Below are 18,217 nucleotides of genomic sequence, written 5' to 3'. Positions count from 1 at the left end.
CGATGCCGCATCCTATGATCGAAGCCTTGGGAAGGCCCGGCATCGCGCGAAACCCATTTTCCACCCAAAGGATGATGCGCCCATGGAATTCGCCACCCTCGTCATCATCGCCCTGGTGTTCGTCGTCGTCTTCGCCCTGACCAGCGTCAAGATCGTGCCGCAGGGCTTCCATTTCATCGTCGAGCGGCTCGGCCGCTACCATGAGACGCTGGTCCCGGGCTTCAACGTCATCGTGCCGATCATCAGCTCGGTGCGGGCCCGCGTCGACATGCGCGAGACGTTGGTGGACGTACCCGAGCAGAGCGTGATCACCAAGGACAACGCGGCGGTCGTCGCCGACGGCGTGCTCTATTTCCAGGTGCTCGACCCGACGAAGGCGACCTACGAGGTCAGCGACCTCCAGCGCGCGATCCAGACGCTGGCGATGACCACCATCCGCACGGTGATGGGCTCGATGGATCTCGACGAGCTGCTGAGCCAGCGCGAGCGGATCAACGCCTCGCTGTTGCGCGCGGTGGACGAGGCGACGGCCTCCTGGGGCGTGCGCATCACCCGCATCGAGCTGCGCGACATCACGCCGCCGGCCGACATCGTCCAGGCCATGGGGCGCCAGCTCAAGGCCGAGCGCGACCGGCGCGCCCAGATCCTCGAGGCCGACGCGGAGAAGGAAAGCCAGATCCGCATCGCCCAGGGCAAGCTGGAGGCCGCCAAGCTGGAGGCCGAGGCGCGCGAGCGGCTGGCCGAGGCCGAGGCCAAGGCGACGCGGCTGGTGTCCGAAGCGGTGGCCAACGGGTCGAGCCAGGCGCTCGGCTACTTTCTCGGCCAGAAATACATGGAGGCGCTCAAGGCCTTCGCCGACTCGCCCAACCAGAAGACCATGGTGCTGCCGGTCGAGATGGCGGGCGTCGCCGGGGCGCTGGCCGGGCTGAGCGAGATCCTGCGCGACGCCGTTCCTGCCAGCCCAGCCGCATCGCCCGGCGGTGCGAGGGCCGTGCCGCAGCCGCAGCCGGGGCCGTGGTCCACGCCCGGTGGCGGGGCGTGAGGCGATGTCGCCGCTGCTCTGGACCGCGATCGGGGTCGCCCTGGCGGCCCTCGAACTGGTCGTTCCCGGAATCTTCCTGATCTGGTTCGGCGGGGCGGCGCTGGCCACCGCGCTGGCGGCGTGGCTGTCGGGCGGCTGGCCGCCGATGACCGAGCTGGCGCTCTTCACCGTCCTGTCGGCGGTCGCCATCGGCGCCGCCATCGCCTACGCCCGCTGGAAGCCGGCGGCGGCGGAGCCCAACGACGTCAACGACCGGGCCGGCCAGCTTGTCGGCCGGGTGGTGACGCTGGGCGATCCGATCGTGAACGGCCAGGGGCGCGTCTTCATCGGCGACACGCTGTGGCGGGTCGAGGGGCCGGACCGGCCGGCGGGCGCGTCGATGACCGTCGCCGGCCATCGCGGCATGATCCTGCTGCTGCGCGACGCGGGGGGCGAGGCGTCGCAGGAGCGGTGACCCGTCTCCCTCTCCCGCCCCGGGGAAGGGTGAAGGGTTCTCCAAGACACAAGGCGCCTGGATCCTTGTGTCACCCCTCATCCGGCACCTTCGGCGCCCCCCTCTCCCGGGGCGGGAGAGGGAGTTCCAAGGATCCGGACGAAAAGGGCGATCAGCCCAGATCGAACTTGATGCCCTGGGCCAGCGGCAGCGCCTGGGAGTAGTTCACGGTCGCGGTCTGGCGACGCATGTAGGCCTTCCAGGCGTCGGAGCCGGACTCGCGCCCGCCGCCGGTGTCCTTCTCGCCGCCGAAGGCGCCGCCGATCTCGGCCCCGCTCGGCCCGATGTTGACGTTGGCGATGCCGCAGTCCGAGCCCGCCGCCGACAGGAAGCGCTCCGTCTCGCGGACGTCGGTCGAGAAGATGCAGGAGGACAGGCCCTGCGGCACCGCGTTCTGCAACGCGATGGCCTCGTCGAGCGTCTCGTAGGTCAGCACGTAGAGGATCGGCGCGAAGGTCTCGTGCCGCACCACCTCGGTCTGGCCGGGCATCTCGACGATGGCCGGGGTGACGTAGAAGGCGTCGGGGAAGCGGTCGGTCAGGGTGCGGGCGCCGCCGGTGACGGTGCCGCCCTCGGCCTTGGCCTTCTCAAGGGCCGACTGCATCGCCTTGAAGGCGTCGGCGTCGACCAGCGGGCCCATCAGGACGCCGCTCTCCAGCGGGTTGCCGATGGGAACCGAACCGTAGGCCGACTTCAGGCGCGGCAGCAGCTTGGGCGCCACCTCCTTGTGGACGATCAGGCGGCGCAGCGTCGTGCAGCGCTGGCCGCAGGTGCCGACGGCCGAGAACAGGATCGCCCGCAGCGCCATGTCGAGGTCGGCCGAGGGCGCCACGATCATCGCGTTGTTGCCGCCCAGCTCCAGGATGGTGCGGCCGAAGCGGTCGGCGACCGACTTGGCGACCTCGCGGCCCATGCGGGTCGAGCCGGTGGCCGAGACCAGCGGCAGGCCGGGATGCGCCACCAGCGCCTCGCCGACGGCGCGGCCGCCCTGGACGAGCTGGGACAGGTTGGCCGGGGCGTCGCCGAAGCGGGCGGCGGCGCGCTCGAAGATCACCTGGCAGGCGGCGGCGGTCAGCGGGGTCTTCTCCGACGGCTTCCAGATCACCGGATCGCCGCAGACCAGCGCGAGCGCCGCGTTCCACGACCACACCGCGACCGGGAAGTTGAAGGCCGAGATGACGAGGCAGGGGCCCATCGGGTGCCAGGTCTCGCGCATGGCGTGGCCGGGGCGCTCCGAGGCGATGGTCAGGCCGTAGAGCTGGCGGGAGAGGCCGACCGCGAAGTCGCAGATGTCGATCATCTCCTGGACCTCGCCGAGGCCCTCCTGGTAGATCTTGCCGGCCTCCAGCGACACCAGACGGCCGAGATCCTCCTTGGCGGCGCGCAGCTCCTCGCCGAGCAGGCGGACCAGCTCGCCGCGGCGCGGGGCGGGCACCGAGCGCCACGCCTCGAAGGCGCGGGCGGCGTTGGCGACGATGTCCGGCACCTGGGACGGGCTGGTCTCGGCGACGGTGGCGAGCGTGGAGCCGTCCACCGGAGACCGCGCGGTCAGCCCGGCGCCGGTCGAGGAGGAACCGTTTGTCTGGCTCAGGCCGAAACGGGAAAGGATGTCGCTGTGCTGCACCGGGGTGGCTCCTTTTGACAAACTCTTAGCGCGCGGCGCCGGCGGCGCGGATCTCGGACAGGGTCCGGGTCGGCGTCAGCGCCTCGGGATCGATCTTCACATGGATGATGGCGGGCAGGCCGGACGCGCGGGCGCGCTCGAAGGCCGGGGCGAACTCGTCGGTGCGCTCCACCGTCTCGCCATGGCCGCCGTAGGCGCGGGCGAAGGCGGCGAAGTCCGGGTTGCGCAGCTGCGTGCCCGAGACGCGGCCGGGATACTCGCGCTCCTGGTGCATGCGGATGGTGCCGTACATGCCGTTGTCGATCACCAGCACGAGGATTGCGGCGCCCTCCTGCACGGCGGTGCCGAACTCCAGCCCGGTCATCTGGAAGCAGCCGTCGCCGGCGAAGCACAGCACGTCGCGCTCGCGGTGCTCCAGCTTGGCGGCGACGGCGGCCGGCAGGCCGTAGCCCATCGAGCCGCAGACCGGCGCCGCCTGGGTGCCGAAGCGGCGGAAGCGGCGGAAGCGGTGGATCCAGGTGGCGTAGTTGCCGGCGCCGTTGGTGAAGATGGCGTCGTCGGCCAGCCGGCCGTTCAGCCAGGCCATGATCGTGCCCATCTGGACCTCGCCCGGACCGCTTTCCGGCGGGGTGCTCCAGGCCTCGTAGGCGGCGTGGGCGGTTTCGGCGCGGGCGGCCCAGCCGGGTGACGGCGGCACCGTCAGGGCGGACACGGCGTCGAGGAAGGCGCCCGGCGTCGCCACCACGCCCAGCGCCGGGCGGTGGACGCGGCCGATCTCCTCGGCGCCGGGATGGACATGCACCACCGCCTTGCCCGGATCGGGGATGCCGAGCAGCGTGTAGCTCTGCGACGGCACCTCGGAGAAGCGGTCGCCCAGCAGGATCAGCAGGTCGCTGTCCGCCACCAGCGCCGACAGCTTCGGGTTGATGCCCAGCCCGATGTCGCCGGCGTAGAGCGGGTGGCCGTGGTCGAACAGCATCTGGCGGCGGAAGGTGACCGCCACCGGCAGCGAGAAGCGCTCGGCGAAGCCGCGCAGCGCGGCGACGGACTCCTCGGTCCAGCGCGAGCCGCCGACGACCAGCAGCGGGCGCTCGGCCTTGGCGAGCAGCCGGCCGAACTCGGCGACCTGGGCCGGGGTCGGCGCGCTCTCCACCGCCTCGGCGCGCAGGGGCACGGCGGCGTCGGCGGTCTCGGTCAGCGTGTCCTCGGGCAGCGCCAGCACCACCGGGCCGGGGCGGCCGGCCATCGCGGTGTGGAAGGCGCGCGAGATCATCTCCGGCACGCGGTCGGCGCTGTCGATCTCGGCGACCCACTTGGCCATGCCGCCGAACAGCTTGCCGTAATCGACCTCCTGGAAGGCGTCGCGGCCGCGCATGCCGCGCTCGATCTGGCCGACCAGCACGACCAGCGGCGTCTCGTCCTGCTGGGCGACGTGGATGCCCGATGCGGCGTTGGTGGCGCCGGGGCCGCGGGTGACGAGGCAGACGCCGGGGCGGCCGGTCAGCTTGGCCTGGGCCTCCGCCATCATGGCGGCCCCGCCCTCGTGGCGGCAGACGACCATCTCGATGGGGCTGTCGTGCAGCGCGTCCAGCACGGCGAGATAGCTCTCGCCCGGCACGCCGAACACCCGCCGCACGCCCTGCGCCTCCAGCGCCTCGACGACCAACTGACCACCGCTCTTCATCGGTCCCTCGCCCCTGTTCCGTCCTGGGCCGTCCCAGTTTGCGCCCAAATCGCGACCTTGCGACGGTGCCCCGTCGCGCGTCCCGCCGCAACCGACTTTCTTTCCGCCGGTCATGAGCGGAGGTAATGACCTGACGCCTTGCGCCGTGCTAGGAATCCGCATGGATCTGCAACGGCGCCTCCTTCCCTCCATGAGCGCGCTGACCGCCTTCGAAGCGGCGGCGCGCACCGGCAGCTTCACCGCGGCGGCGGGCGAGCTGTCGCTGACCCAGGGCGCCGTCAGCCGCCAGATCAAGGCGCTCGAGGACCAGATCGGCACGCCGCTGTTCACCCGCAAGGGGCAGCGCGTCACCCTGACCCCGACCGGCGCGCTCTACGCCGAGCCGATCCGCGACGCGCTGCGCCAGATCGCGGCGGCGACGGTGCGGACGATCGCGGCGCCCAAGGGTGGCGAGCTGCACCTCGCCATCCTGCCGACCTTCGGGACGCGCTGGCTGGTGCCGCGCCTGCCGGCCTTCCAGGAGGCGCATCCGCACGTCACCATCCACTTCACCACCAAGCTGGCGCCCTTCGACTTCCGCACCCACGACCTCGACGCGGCGATCCATTACGGGCTGGGCGACTGGCCGGACGCGGTCTGCGACCCCCTGATGGACGAGACGATGCTGCCGGTCTGCGCGCCGTCCTTCCTGAAGGCGCATCCGATCGCGGAGCCGGCCGACCTGCTGGCGCTCCCGCTGCTGCACACCAGCACGCGGCCGGATTCCTGGGCCGACTGGTTCGCGGCGCAGGGGGCGCCGCCGCACACCGGCGCCGGCATGTTCTTCGAACAGTTCGCCACCACCGCACAGGCGGCCGAGGCCGGGCTGGGGGTGGCGCTGCTGCCGACCCTGCTGGTGCGCGGCGAACTGGCCGACGGCGCCCTGGTGCCGGCGATCGACCGGCCGCACCGCAGCGCGCGGGCCTATTACCTCGTGCACCCGCGCGGCAAGGCCAACCACCCGCCGCTCGCCGCCTTCCGCCGCTGGCTGCTCGACACCGCGCGGGCGGAGGCGGGCGGGTAAGGCTGCGGAGGTTCCCAAGGCGCCGGTGTCACCGAATCGGCGTCATTTCCGGCGGATGACGTCCCAGCTCGCCATCACGGCGCCGCCGCCGATCAGGGCGCAGGCCGCCCACACGGCCCAGCCGCCCACCGCCTGACCGAACAGGATCAGCAGCAGGGTCGAGGCCGGCGGCACCCCGTAGGACAGCACGCCCAGCGCGCGGATGTCGCCGCGCTTCATGCCGTGGTCCCACAGGAAGAAGGCCAGCCCGTCCGGCCCGATGCCCAGCGCCAGCAGGGCCAGCCACGCCCATCCCTGCGGCACCACGGTCGTCTCGAAGGCGAGGTGGCAGAGGAGGCCGAGCAGGGCGGTGACGAGGCAGAAGCCGCCCACCGCCTCGGTCGGCACGTTGCCGAAGCGGCGCGACAGCACCGAATAGGCGCCCCAGATCACCGCCGCCGCGAAGGCCGCCGCGTAGGCGGGCAGGTTCTCGCTGGCCAGCGACAGCCCGCCGCCGCGCCCGGTGACGATCAGCGCCGTCCCGGCCAGCCCGCACAGCGCGCCCAGCACATGGGCCGGCTTCAGCCGTTCCCCCGGCAGCAGCGCCGAGAACAGCACGATGAACAGCGGCCACAGATAGTTCAGCAGGTTGACCTCCACAGCCGCGCCGGGCGCGATGTGGAAGGCCAGGAAATAGAAGAAATGGTAGCCGAACAGGCCGGCGACTCCGACCAGCCAGACCGGCCAGGGCTGGCGCAGCGCCCCCACCACGTCGCGCCCGCGGATCAGCCCGCCGATCGTTCCGGTCAGGAAGGCCAGCCCGAAGGTCGAGGCGACGAGCTGGAAGGGCGGCACCCCGCCCGCCAGCGTCGTCAGCAGCGCCGCCGACGACCACAGCAGGATGGCGAGGGCGCCGATGCCGGTGGCGCGCCGCACGTCCGAGGCGGACGGCACGGTGGGGGAGAGTGTGTCGATGGTCATGCCGCTGGCATAGCGGAGCCGGTCCGCACCGCGCAAGGGCGGACGTTGGGGGGCGCTGGTGCGCCGGGAAAGGGATTTTGACACGGATGAACACGGATGCCGGCTGCGCCGGCTCACGGATGGACACGGATCGAATGGGACGACACATCCGTGTTCATCCGTGGATATCCGTGTTCATTCGTGTCCCATGGCGGCTCAGGCGGCGCGCCGCCCGCCCGTCATGGAGGCGATGGCCGCCTGGAGGGTGGCTTCTTCGGCCTCGGCGCCGGCCTCGAAAAGCAGATGGGCGCCGCCATTCTCCGCCCCCAGCACGGTGATCCCGATGCGGGCCTGGAGCCGCGGGATGGTCAGCACGCCGCTGGCGCCGGCGGACAGGCCGGTGACCTCCTGGAGGCGGGCGCCGCCCCGCGAGATGTTGGCGATGCGCCCCTCGCGCCGGTCGGCGCCGACCTCGATCACGCAGGGCTCGCTGACGTCGAAGCGCTCCCACCGGCGACGGTCGGCGTCGTCGGTCGAGGTGCGGACCACCTGGACCAGAACGCGGCGCAGCGCTTCGATGCTCTCCGCCACCTCGCGGGCGTTCTTCTGGACGTCGGCGGCCTGGGCGCCGGTCTGCACCGCCTCGCTCGACACGGCGCCGATGCGGTCGGACACCGCGCGCGCCGCGTTGGAGGTCTCCACCAGGTTGCGGCTGATCTCCTGCGTCGCCTCGGCCTGCTGCTCCATCGCCAGGGCGATGTCGCCGGACACGTGGTCGATCTCGGCGATGGTTCCGCCGATCTCCTCGACGGCGGCGACGGCGGCGGCGGTCACCGTCTCGATCTCGCCGATCTGGCGGGCGATCTCGTCGGTCGAGCGGGCGGTCTGGTTGGCGAGGTTCTTCACCTCCTGGGCGACGACCGCGAAGCCCTTGCCGGCCTCGCCGGCGCGCGCCGCCTCGATGGTGGCGTTCAGCGCCAGCAGGTTGGTCTGGCCGGCGATGGCGCCGATCAGCCGCGCCACCTCGCCGATCCGGCCGACCGCCTCCGACAGCGAGCGGATGGTCGCCTGGGTGCGGTTGCCGGTCTCGACGGCGCGGCGGGTGACCTTGCTGGAATGGTCGACCCGCTGGAGGATGTCGCGGATCGAGGCGGCCAGCTCCTCGGTCGCGGCGGCGACGGTCTGGGCGTTGTTCAGCGCCTGGTCGGCGGCGGTGGCGACATCGCGCGAATTGGCGCCGACGGTCAGGGCGGATCCGGCCATGCTTTCGGCGTCGCGCGCCATGTCGTTGGTGTGGCCGGCGATGGCCGACACCGCGCCGCGCGCCTCGCGCTCCACCGTGTCGGCCATCGCCTCCACCGCCCGGCGCCGGCTGCCCTGCTCGGCCTCGGCGTAGGTCTCCAGCAGCAGTTCGAGGTCGAGCCAGGTCAGCTTGGTCAGCGCCGTGCGCAGCGCGTCCTTGCGGCGCTCCTCCGCCCGGCCGAGAAGGGACTGGAGGCCGCCGGCCCGTTCGTTCAGGCCGAGCTCCTCGGCGATGCCGTTCAGCACGACGTTGTGGCAGATGGCGACGGCGTAACCGGGCACGCCGTTCTCGTAGAAGGCGCGGGCCAACCGCTTGGCGGAGGCGGTGAAGTCGGCGTCGATCCGGCCCGAGACGGCGCGCACCCAATGCTGCACCCGGATGGCGTGGACATCCGGATGGGACAGGGCCTTGCGCATCTCCGGCCAGGCGTCGAAGCGGTCCAGCCATTGCTGGAGCAGTTGCGGCAACTTTTGCTGCGCGAAGGGCGCCAGTTCCTGCACCAGCGCGATGTCGTCCTGCGTGATCTGAAAGACCTTCAACCGCATGACATCCGTATCGGTGCCCGCATACGCCCCATGGCTGTCCAGCCGCATGACAAATTCCCCTGAATAGCAGAGCCTTCAGAGCATACTACGGTAATCAAACGCGGTTGGATTACACGTTTGTAAAAAATTGATCGAAAGTATGCCCCAATATTTTTGGGGGAATTCTTTAGGGGAATTTAGATATATTGAAGGATAACAGGATTTCAAGCCACAGGGTGTGATGCGCACCGCCGACGGACCGAAAACAATCGCAAGGGTTGGCGGCGCGCAACGAATCCATGCGGATGGCGCAACCATCCCCTCCGCGCCGTCCGAGGCGGCCCGGTCCAGGCGCCTCGCCTCAGGCGTCCGGACCGGCTTCCGGCACGCAGACCGCGAAGACGGTGCCGCGGCCGACGACCGAGCGCACCGTCACCGGATGGCCGAGCAGCCGGGCCAGACGCTCGACGATGGCCAGCCCAAGCCCGATGCCCTCGCTGCGGTCGCGGTCGGGGCGGTCGAGCTGGACGAACTCCTCGAAAATGCGGCGGCGGTCGGGTTCGGCGATGCCGCGCCCGGTGTCGTAGACCTCGATCCACAGGCTGGATCCGCGCCGCCGGCATCCCACCAGCACGCCGCCGGCGTCGGTGTAGCGGATGGCGTTGGCGATCAGGTTGCGGACGATGCGTTCCAGCAGGGCCGGGTCGCTGCGCACCACCGCGCCGGTCGGCACGGCGCGCAGGCGCAGGCCCTTTGCCTCGGCCTGACCGGCGAACTCGGCCTCGAGCTGGTCGAGCAGGGGGGAGAGGGGGAGGTCGGCGGGCTTCGGTGACACCACTCCGGATTCCAGCTTGGAGATTTCCAGGATGGCGTTCAGCAGGTCGCGCATCGAGCGCTGCGCCGCCTTCAGGTCGGCCAGCAGCGCCGCCGTCCTGGCGATCTGGGCGGTGGTTGGAGCGATCTGGGCGGTCTGGCGCTCCAGCATGCCGGTGAACATGCCGATCGCCTGGAGCGGCTGGTGCAGATCGTGGCTGGCGTGGGCGAGGAAGCGCGACTTGGCCCGGTGGGCCTGCTCGGCGGCGGTCTTGGCGGCGTGCAACTCGGCGGTGCGCTCGCGCACCTGCTGCTCCAGCGTCGCGTTGGCCCGCTCGACCGCCCCGGTCATGCGGGCGATCTCGGTGAACTGGTCGCGGACATGCCGGGTCATCGGGCGGAAGATCACCAGCGCCTCGACCAGCAGCGTCAGCAGCGTCAGGACCAGCGCCGCCAGTCCCATCCGGTGCAGCGAGTGGAAGCCGGCCTCGCCCTCCTCCTGGTAGAGCGCCACCATGGCCTCCAGCCGGGCGAGCAGCGGCCCCAGCGCCTGGCTGGTCACGTAATCGGCCTCCGGCATGCCCGGCGGCAAGCCGGCTGGGGCGGCGGCGATGACGGCGCGCAGCGCCGCGATGTGGCCCCGCACCAGCGGGTCGAGGGCATCCGCCCCGCTGAAGAACGGGTCGCCGGGGGGCGGGCCCAGCAGCGGTCCGCCGGCTGCCCCGTCGTCCCGGCCGCTGAGCCGGTGGTGGGCGGCCTCGAACATGTCGGTGGCCTCGGCGAGCTGGCGGGCGAGGTCGGCGCGCGAATAGGCGTCGGGGTCGTGCTTGAGCTGCTCGACCAGCAGGGCGGTGCGCTGGGACAGCATGCGCTGGCGGCCGGAGACGTTGACCACCTCCAGCATGCGCTCGTGCTGGCCGATCACCCGCTCGGTCATGACGAAGCCGGCCAGCGTGCCGAGCGCGATCAGCGCCAGCGCGATGCCGTAGCGCAGGGTCATCCAGCGGGCGGTGGTCGTGCCGATCGGGATCATGCGCAAGCCTCACCCCTGATGCTGCGGTGCAGCGACAGCCCTGAGCCTAGGCCCAAGCTATGAAGCCTCCGTAAAACCGCAGGCGGCGAGTGCCGAGCGCATGTGGGCGGGAACCGGGGCGACGGCGCCGACCGGCTCGCGCTTGGGGTAGAGCGGCAGGGAGATGGCGCGGGAGTGCAGGTGCAGCGCCCCCTCCGGCCCGCCATATTGCGGATCGCCGAGCAGCGGGCAGCCGATGGACGCGCAATGGACGCGGATCTGGTGGGTGCGGCCGGTGTGCGGCGTCAGCTCCAGCCAGGTCAGACCGTCGGCGCGGCCCTTCACGACATAGTCGGTGACGGCGGTCTGCCCGTCGGGGGCACCGCCGACGATGCGCCAGCCGCCGGTCTTGTTGGAGACCTTGGACAGGGTCAGCTCGATCCGTCCGGACTCGGCCGGCGGCGAGCCGGCGACCACCGCCCAGTAGGTCTTGTCGACCTTGCCGTCCTGGAACAGGATGCCGATCTTGCGCAGCGCCTTGGCGTGGCGGCCGAGGATCAGGCAGCCGGATGTGTCGCGGTCGAGCCGGTGGGCGAGCGACGGCGGCTTGGGAAAGCCGTAGCGCAGCGCATCGAAATGGCGCTCCAGGTTGGGACCGCCGGCCGGGCCGGCGTGGACCGGCAGCCCGGCGGGCTTGTCGATGATCAGCATCAGCCCGTCCCGGTAGAGGACGCGCTCCTGGATTTGGGCGGGTGTCACGAAGGGTTGTCCTGCACTTGCCCCCAACCCCGACCCACCCCCGCTCTCGCGGGGGTGGGGAACTGTTGGAGCTTTGTCGAAGTGCGGCGGCCGTCCCCTCCCCCGCGAGAGCGGGGGAGGGTTAGGGTGGGGCAAGCCGCCGTGGTGCGGTAAGCCGCCGTCAGGCGAGCTTCAACTCCTTGAAGAAGTCGTTGCCCTTGTCGTCGACGATGATGAAGGCCGGGAAATCCTCGACCTCGATGCGCCAGATGGCTTCCATGCCGAGTTCGGGATACTCGACGACCTCCACCTTCTTGATGCAGTCCTGCGCCAGCCGCGCCGCCGCGCCGCCGATCGAGCCGAGGTAGAAGCCGCCATGCTGCTTGCAGGCCGCCGTCACCTCCGGGCTGCGGTTGCCCTTGGCCAGCATGACCATCGAGCCGCCCGCCGCCTGGAACTGGTCGACGAAGCTGTCCATGCGGCCGGCCGTCGTCGGGCCGAAGGAGCCGGACGCGTAGCCCTCCGGCGTCTTGGCCGGGCCGGCGTAGTAGATCGGGTGGTTCTTGAAATAGTCGGGCAGCGGCTCGCCGGCGTCGAGCCGGGCGCGCAGCTTGGCGTGGGCGAGGTCGCGGGCGACGATCAGCGGGCCGGTCAGCGACAGGCGGGTGCGGATCGGGTGCTGCGACAGGGTGGCGCGGATCTCGTCCATCGGCCGGTTCAGGTCGATCTTCACGACCTCGCCCGACAGGTGCTCGTCGCCGATCTCCGGCAGATACTGGGCCGGATCGGTCTCCAGCTGCTCCAGGAAGATGCCGTCCCTGGTGATCTTGCCCACCGCCTGGCGGTCGGCCGAGCAGGACACGCCGACGCCGATGGGCATCGAGGCGCCGTGGCGCGGCAGGCGGATGACGCGGACGTCGTGGCAGAAATACTTGCCGCCGAACTGGGCGCCGATGCCCATGCTCTGGGTCAGCTTGTGGACCTCGGCCTCCATCGCCAGATCGCGGAAGGCGTGCGCGTCCTCGCCGCCCTCGGTCGGCAAATTGTCGAGGTAGCGGGCGGACGCCAGCTTCACCGTCTTCAGGTTCTGCTCGGCCGACAGGCCGCCGATGACGATGGCGAGGTGGTAGGGCGGGCAGGCCGAGGTGCCGAGGTAGCGGATCTTGTCTTCCAGGAACTTCAGCAGCCGGTCGGGCGCCAGCACCGACGGCGTCGCCTGATGCAGGAAGGTCTTGTTGGCCGAGCCGCCGCCCTTGGCCATGAACAGGAACTTGTAATAATCCTCGCCCTCCGAATAGATGTCGATCTGGGCGGGCAGGTTGTTGCGGGTGTTCTTCTCCTCGTACATGGAGATCGGCGCCAGCTGGCTGTAGCGCAGGTTGCGCTTCAGGTAGGCGTCGCGGGCGCCTTCCGACAGGGCGGTCTCGTCGCCGCCCTTGGTCCAGACGCGGCGGCCCTTCTTGCCCATGATGATGGCGGTGCCGGTGTCCTGGCACATCGGCAGCGTGCCGGCGGCGGCGATGTTGGCGTTCTTCAGCAGGTCGAGCGCCACGAACTTGTCGTTCGGCGAGGCCTCTTCGTCCTCCAGGATCCTGGCGAGCTGGGCGAGGTGGCCGGGGCGCAGCAGATGGTTGATGTCGGCGAAGGCCGCCTCGGCCAGCAGACGCAGGCCCTCCGGCTCGACCTTGAGAACCTGCTCGCCGTCGAACTCGATGACGGAGACGTGATCGGAGGTCAGCTTGCGGTAGGTCGTGTCGTCCTTGGCGAGCGGAAACAGGCCGGTGGCTCCGCGGGCTGGGGAGAGATCGTCGGGCATGGGGCGTTCCTTCAATATCCGCTGGGTCGCCCGCGCCTCCCGCGCAGCCGACGATCCGGATGCGCGAAGGGGCCGGGGCCGCGCTCGGACCCCCTTATACACCGCTGGGGCGCCGACACAACGGGCTGGGGAGCGGGTTGGACCATCGTCCGGGGGCGGAAAGACCGAGGGTGATTGCTTGAAGTCGCTGGAAACCCTTCTCCCCTCGCGGGAGAGGGGAGAAGGGCTTGCGATCGCTCTGGGAATACCTGCAAACGAAAAGGGCCGCGACGATGCGCGGCCCTTTCCAACCCTTATCCTCAAACCCGACCCGGTCAGGCGGCGGCCTTGAGGTCCTTGGCCGCCTCCGCCTCGCGCTGGCCGACGGGCTCGGCGGGGGCGCCGGCCCATTCGGTGTGGGCGGGGATTTCCTCGCCCTTCATCACCAGCGTCAGCGGGCCGAGCCGGGCGTAATCGCCGACGCGGGTGTCGTAGAGCACGGTCGCCCCGGCCCCCACCGTCACCCCGGTGCCGACCGTCACGCGGCCGACCTTCATGACCCGGTCCTCATACAGGTGGGTTTGCAGGGCCGACAGCGCGTTGATCGACGCGTAGTCGCCGACCGAGACGCAGTCGAACTCGGTGATGTCGGTGCTGTCCATGAAGACGCCCTTGCCGAACTTCGTCCCGAACAGCCGCAGCACCCAGGGCAGCATCGGCGTGCCGCGCAGATGGTCGAGCAGCACCTTGCCGGCGAGCCCCCAATAGAGCACGGCGACCGCCTCGGTCCGCATCGCCCACCATGACCACATCGGCTTCATGGTGGGGGCGTAGCGGCCCATCAGCGCCCATTTCACCAGCACCACCATCAGCACCATCGCGACCGGGATGGCGACGCTGACGCCCATGAACTGCCACAGGAAGTCGCCGTAGCGGCCTTCCAGGATCGCCGGGGCGAACAGCTCGACCGCCAGCGTGCCGAAGGTGATGAACAGCATCGTCGGCATCGACAGGCTGAAGGCCTCGAACACGGCGCGGCCCAGCCGGCGGGCGCGCGACGGCTCGAAGGTCCAGGCGGCGCCGACATTGTCGAACTTCTGGCGGACCGGCAGCTTCATCGGCGGGCTGCCGAACCAGGTGTCGCCGGCCTGCATGGCGGCGTTGGCCGGCGGCTTGGACTTGATGCCGATCAGCGAGCCGGTCGGGATCATGGCGCCCGGCGGCACCACGGCGTCGTTGCCGACGAAGACGCGCGCCTCGGTCTTCACCGGCTTCAGCTCCATCCAGCCGCGCCGGATGTCCTCGTCGCCCAGCACCACCTCGTCGGCGATGAAGCATTTCTCGCCGATCTCGACCAGATCGTAGCGGCCGGCGAGGTTGGTCGAGATCTCGGCGTCGCGGCCGATCTTCGCCCCCATCAGCCGGTACCAGGCCCGCATGTAGACGGTGGCGTAGAGCGAGCTGAGCGTTTCCAGCATCACCTCGGTCGACAGCGCGACGATCCATTTGCGGACGTAGAACCAGGAATGCACCGAGTAGGTCCCGGCCTTCACCTTGGGCAGCAGGGTCCAGCGCAGGGCGGCGATCATGAGCACCGTCACCCCGACCAGCGCCATCGCCGTCGGCCAGGCGATGGCCGGCACGTAATACAGGTAGTTGACCTTGAACAGCCCGCCCATCGCGGCGTCGAGCCGGTCGAACAGGTAGAAGGCCGGAAAGATCGGGATCAGCGCGATCGGCGGCAGGGCCAGCACGGCGACGGCGTAGACCACCGCCTGCACCGCCTTGCGAAGCGGGCCGGCCTCGGCCTCCGCCGGCAGGGCGTCGCGGTCGACCATGCCGACGCGCCGCGCCGGCGAGCCGTCCCACATCTCGTACGCCCCGGTGCGGGTGTCGGCGGGCAACGCCGTGAGGTCGGCCAGCTCGGTGCCCGTTCCGACCACGGCCCCATGCCCGATGACGCAGGAGGTGCCGACGTAGGCGTCGTCGCCGATCTCGATTTCGCCGATGACCAGCTCGTTGCCGATCACCTCGGCGTTGGCCAGCTTCACCTTGCCGCCGATGGCGGCCCCGCGTCCGATCGACACGAGGTCGATGGCGCCGGACTCGATCTCGCCGATCAGCGCGCCGCTGCCGACCTTGGCGCCGAGCGCCCGCAGGAACAGCCGCATCACCGGCGAGCCCTGGAACCACTTCAAATGGATCAGGCTGACGAAACGCTGCACCAGCCACCAGCGGTAGTAATAGGCACCCCACAGCGGGTAGCGGCCCGGCTTGGTGCGGCCGATGATCAGCCATTTCGCGGCGACCGCGATGATCAGCGTGGCGATGTTGATGACGACGTAGACGCCGAGCAGGGTGGCGACCTCGGTCAGCAGCGTCGCGTCCTCGCCGGACAGCAGCATGTAGCTGACGAAGACGCCGAGCCACTGCGCCGTCATCAGCGCCAGGACGACCGGCAGCGCCGCGGCCTGGGCCAGCCCGCAGAGCAGGCGGCGGCGCAGCGGCGGCGGGGCGAAGGACAGGTCGGCCGGGCCGTCGACCTTGCCGCCGGGGTTGCGCGGGGTGCGCGCCTCCAGCCGCTCGGCCATCGCCCGCAGCGTGCGGGCGCCGTAGACGTCCTGGAGCGTCAGCCCGCCCAGGCCGGCGGTTTCGCGCACCGCCGAGACGAAGCGCGCCGCCAGCAGCGAGTGGCCGCCGAGGTCGAGGAAGAAGTCGCCCTCCAGCGGGATCGCCTGTCCGGGGAACACGCGGCGGGCGGCGGCCAGCAGGGCGGCCTCCGTCGCGCCGCGCGGTTCGTCCTGCTCGGAAGCCGCGTTGTCCTCGGTCAGCGGCGCCGCTTGCAGGGTCTTGCGGTCGGCCTTGCCGGAGGTCAGGCGGGGCAGGCTGTCGACCCGCTCGTAATGGGCGGGAACCATGTAGCTGGGAAGCTGGGCGCGCAGGGCGGTCCGCAGGGTGGCGACGTCCAGCGCGGCGCCGGGTTGCGCGACCAGGAAGGCGACCAGCCGGTCGAGCCCATGGTCGTTGCGCAGCACCACCGTCGCCTGGGCCACGCCCGGCAGGTCGGTCAGCTTGGCCTCGATCTCGCCCAGTTCCAGCCGGAAGCCGCGGATCTTCACCTGGTCGTCGATGCGGCCGTGGAACAGCAGGTTGCCGTCGCCGTCGACGCTGACCGCGTCGCCCGACCGGTAGAGCAGGGGATCGCCGCCGTTGGCGTAGAACGGGTTGGCGATGAACTTCTCCGCCGTCAGCTCCGGCCGCCCGAGATAGCCCTGGGCGACGCCGGGGCCGCCGATCAGCAGCTCGCCCTGGGTGCCGGCGGGGACCGGGTTCAGCGCGTCGTCGACGACGTAGGCGGTGTAGTTGGGGATCGGCCGGCCGATGGTGACCGGCGTGTCGGGCCGCACCTCGGCGATGGTGGCGACGACGGTCGCCTCGGTCGGGCCGTAGCTGTTGAACAGCCGGCGGCCGGGCCGGCACCAGCGCGCCGCGACGGCGGGCGGACAGGCCTCGCCGCCGAGGATGACGACGCGCAGCGACGGCACGTCCTTGGGCAGCATCGCCAGCAGGGTCGGCACGGTGTCGAGCACGGTGACGCCGGCCTCGTTGAGCACGTCGGCCAGCCGGTCGGCCTCGTCGAGCGTCTGGCGGCTCGCCACCCACAGGGTGGCACCGGCCAGATAGGGAACGAAGATCTCCTCCAGCGACAGGTCGAAGGCCACCGAGGCGCCCTGGAAGGCGACGTCGTCCTCGCTCAGCCCGTAGACGCTGTTGGCCGCCCGCAGGTAATGGCAGATGTTGCGGTGGGTGATGACGATGCCCTTGGGCTTGCCGGTCGAGCCCGAGGTGTAGATCGCGTAGGCCGGGTCGTCCGGCGTCACGCCGTCGGCGCGCAGATCGAGCGGGCGGTCGTCGTCGGACAGCACGTCGCCGATGCGCAGCGCCTCGACGCCCAACTCAGGCCCGAGGCCGGCGACCTTCGACCCGGTGACCAGATCGACGAGGATCGCCGGCGCCGCGCAGTCGGCCAAGCTGACCGAGACGCGCTCGGCCGGAGCATCGGCGTCGAAGGGCAGATAGGCGGCGCCCGCCTTGAGGACGCCGAGCAGCGCCACATGCAGATCGAGCGACCGCGCCATCCACAGCCCGACGAAGCAGCCGCGCCCGATGCCGCGCGCCCGCAGGCCGTTGGCGACGCGGTTGGCCCGCGCGTCGAGCTCGGCGTAGCTGACGCGGCGGCCGTCGAACAGGATGGCGGTGCGGTCGGGGGAGCGGGCGGCGGTGGCGGCGGGAATGTCCGGCAGCAATTCGTCGCGCAGGAAGGACGGCTCCACCGCCCCGGCCAGCATCGACGCCGCGCCCGGACGGGGCGCGCGCTCGGAAACGGGGGAGAGGAGGGACGCGTTGACTTCGTCCTGGGCGGGAGCCCGTGCGCTCAGCAGTGTCACGCTGTATCAGCCTTCCATGTGGACTCAGCGCGGTGGCGCCATGCGGGCCCGATCAAGGCGGCCCCGGCGGTCGGCTGAAGGCGGCGCGATGCCGCCGGTCAGTTCTAGGATTTCTTGGTTAATGAAACGTTGACAAGAGCTTGGCCGCCACACGGCCGATGGGCTGGCGGAACGACTTGGTCTGTTCTGGCGCGTCAAGAGCACGATCAATACCGACCAAGTGTAAGATTGTTCCTGTCCTCGACGGTCACAGAGCGGCCGCGCCGTCAACGCTTTGATGAGCCGCCCCGTTGCCGTGGTCAAGCCCCTGCCGACTTGCCGCTGCACAGTTGCGCGCCAGTGTGCCATTCCAGGCAGCCATCCGCATGTCAGGGGAGTTGAGTAGGGGGCGGCCCTTATATGGATGTCCTCATCGGCGCTTTACCCCTGCCCGGAAAAAACGCAGGGAGGACGAAAAAAGCGCTTGCGGGGTTCGGTCTGTCCGCCTATAAAGCGCCTCCCGACGCGAACGACGCCGACGCGGTCCACGAGGACGGCAGGCGGCGACGCGACGGGGAGCCAGACAAGACGGCCGATGCGCCCGACCCTCGGATGAGGTGGCGGGGCAAGGCCGGTTCGGTGTCGGCGGGATCATTGACAAGTTAATACCGTGTTGTGAGAAGGGATGCGCAGGCGGCGGTGCTTTTGGTGCCGTTGGAGCGAGGGTTCCGGTTCGGTTTGGGATCGGCACACACGCGGA

At 70.7% G+C, this 18,217-nt stretch carries 11 protein-coding genes; 3 read left to right on the top strand and 8 right to left on the bottom strand.

The genetic code is table 11. The features are described 5' to 3' along the window. Positions 1-82 precede the first annotated feature (82 nt). Both J2847_RS32505 and J2847_RS32500 read left to right on the top strand, forming a co-directional pair. Positions 83-1,042: an SPFH domain-containing protein gene (locus J2847_RS32505; RefSeq protein WP_209782873.1), complete on the top strand. Its 960-nt coding sequence runs from the start codon at positions 83-85 to the stop codon at positions 1,040-1,042. Positions 1,043-1,046: 4 nt separating this feature from the next. After that, positions 1,047-1,496 (top strand): NfeD family protein, encoded by a 450-nt coding sequence (locus J2847_RS32500; protein WP_209782872.1) that lies wholly within the window; start codon positions 1,047-1,049, stop codon positions 1,494-1,496. Positions 1,497-1,647: 151 nt separating this feature from the next. On the opposite strand, the gene amaB is transcribed toward J2847_RS32500, so the two are convergent. Beyond that, on the bottom strand, positions 1,648-3,159 hold the full coding sequence (gene amaB / locus J2847_RS32495) for an L-piperidine-6-carboxylate dehydrogenase (RefSeq protein WP_209782871.1): 1,512 nt from the start codon (positions 3,157-3,159) through the stop codon (positions 1,648-1,650). A 25-nt stretch (positions 3,160-3,184) separates the two neighbouring features. Then, a complete protein-coding gene (locus tag J2847_RS32490; RefSeq protein ID WP_209782870.1) occupies positions 3,185-4,843 on the bottom strand; it encodes a thiamine pyrophosphate-binding protein in 1,659 nt (552 codons plus the stop codon). Between the two features lie 160 nt (positions 4,844-5,003). Between J2847_RS32490 and gcvA the strand changes: the two genes are divergently transcribed. Further along, complete coding sequence (gene gcvA / locus J2847_RS32485; protein ID WP_209782869.1) at positions 5,004-5,906, top strand: transcriptional regulator GcvA; 903 nt, start codon at positions 5,004-5,006, stop codon at positions 5,904-5,906. A 42-nt stretch (positions 5,907-5,948) separates the two neighbouring features. Here gcvA and yddG read toward each other — a convergent pair whose 3' ends face one another. The 6 genes from yddG to J2847_RS32455 form a co-directional block, all read right to left on the bottom strand. Next, positions 5,949-6,866: an aromatic amino acid exporter YddG gene (yddG, locus tag J2847_RS32480; protein WP_209782868.1), complete on the bottom strand. Its 918-nt coding sequence runs from the start codon at positions 6,864-6,866 to the stop codon at positions 5,949-5,951. 195 nt (positions 6,867-7,061) lie between these two features. Continuing rightward, positions 7,062-8,687: a methyl-accepting chemotaxis protein gene (locus J2847_RS32475; protein ID WP_233474945.1), complete on the bottom strand. Its 1,626-nt coding sequence runs from the start codon at positions 8,685-8,687 to the stop codon at positions 7,062-7,064. Between the two features lie 346 nt (positions 8,688-9,033). Beyond that, complete coding sequence (locus tag J2847_RS32470; RefSeq protein WP_209782866.1) at positions 9,034-10,518, bottom strand: ATP-binding protein; 1,485 nt, start codon at positions 10,516-10,518, stop codon at positions 9,034-9,036. Between the two features lie 57 nt (positions 10,519-10,575). Continuing rightward, positions 10,576-11,256: an RluA family pseudouridine synthase gene (locus J2847_RS32465; protein ID WP_209782865.1), complete on the bottom strand. Its 681-nt coding sequence runs from the start codon at positions 11,254-11,256 to the stop codon at positions 10,576-10,578. 160 nt (positions 11,257-11,416) lie between these two features. Then, positions 11,417-13,051: a fumarate hydratase gene (locus tag J2847_RS32460; RefSeq protein ID WP_209782864.1), complete on the bottom strand. Its 1,635-nt coding sequence runs from the start codon at positions 13,049-13,051 to the stop codon at positions 11,417-11,419. A gap of 314 nt (positions 13,052-13,365) precedes the next feature. Then, positions 13,366-17,478 carry a Pls/PosA family non-ribosomal peptide synthetase gene (locus tag J2847_RS32455; RefSeq protein ID WP_325169532.1) on the bottom strand — a complete coding sequence of 1,371 codons (4,113 nt, stop codon included), beginning with the start codon at positions 17,476-17,478 and terminating at the stop codon, positions 13,366-13,368. Positions 17,479-18,217: the final 739 nt, after the last annotated feature.

This window comes from Azospirillum agricola (genome assembly GCF_017876095.1).
Classification (GTDB): domain Bacteria; phylum Pseudomonadota; class Alphaproteobacteria; order Azospirillales; family Azospirillaceae; genus Azospirillum; species Azospirillum agricola.
The sequence above is the reverse complement of the archived record's forward strand: the minus strand, read 5'-3'. Positions and strand labels throughout refer to the sequence as shown.

What these genes read in the sequence shown, in the direction of transcription:
- J2847_RS32505 (WP_209782873.1), top strand. Translation starts at nt 83, where the DNA reads ATGGAATTCGCCACCCTCGTCATCATCGCCCTGGTGTTCGTCGTCGTC.
- J2847_RS32500 (WP_209782872.1), top strand. Translation starts at nt 1,047, where the DNA reads ATGTCGCCGCTGCTCTGGACCGCGATCGGGGTCGCCCTGGCGGCCCTC.
- J2847_RS32490 (WP_209782870.1), bottom strand. Translation starts at nt 4,843, where the DNA reads ATGAAGAGCGGTGGTCAGTTGGTCGTCGAGGCGCTGGAGGCGCAGGGC.
- gcvA (WP_209782869.1), top strand. Translation starts at nt 5,004, where the DNA reads ATGGATCTGCAACGGCGCCTCCTTCCCTCCATGAGCGCGCTGACCGCC.
- yddG (WP_209782868.1), bottom strand. Translation starts at nt 6,866, where the DNA reads ATGACCATCGACACACTCTCCCCCACCGTGCCGTCCGCCTCGGACGTG.
- J2847_RS32470 (WP_209782866.1), bottom strand. Translation starts at nt 10,518, where the DNA reads ATGATCCCGATCGGCACGACCACCGCCCGCTGGATGACCCTGCGCTAC.
- J2847_RS32460 (WP_209782864.1), bottom strand. Translation starts at nt 13,051, where the DNA reads ATGCCCGACGATCTCTCCCCAGCCCGCGGAGCCACCGGCCTGTTTCCG.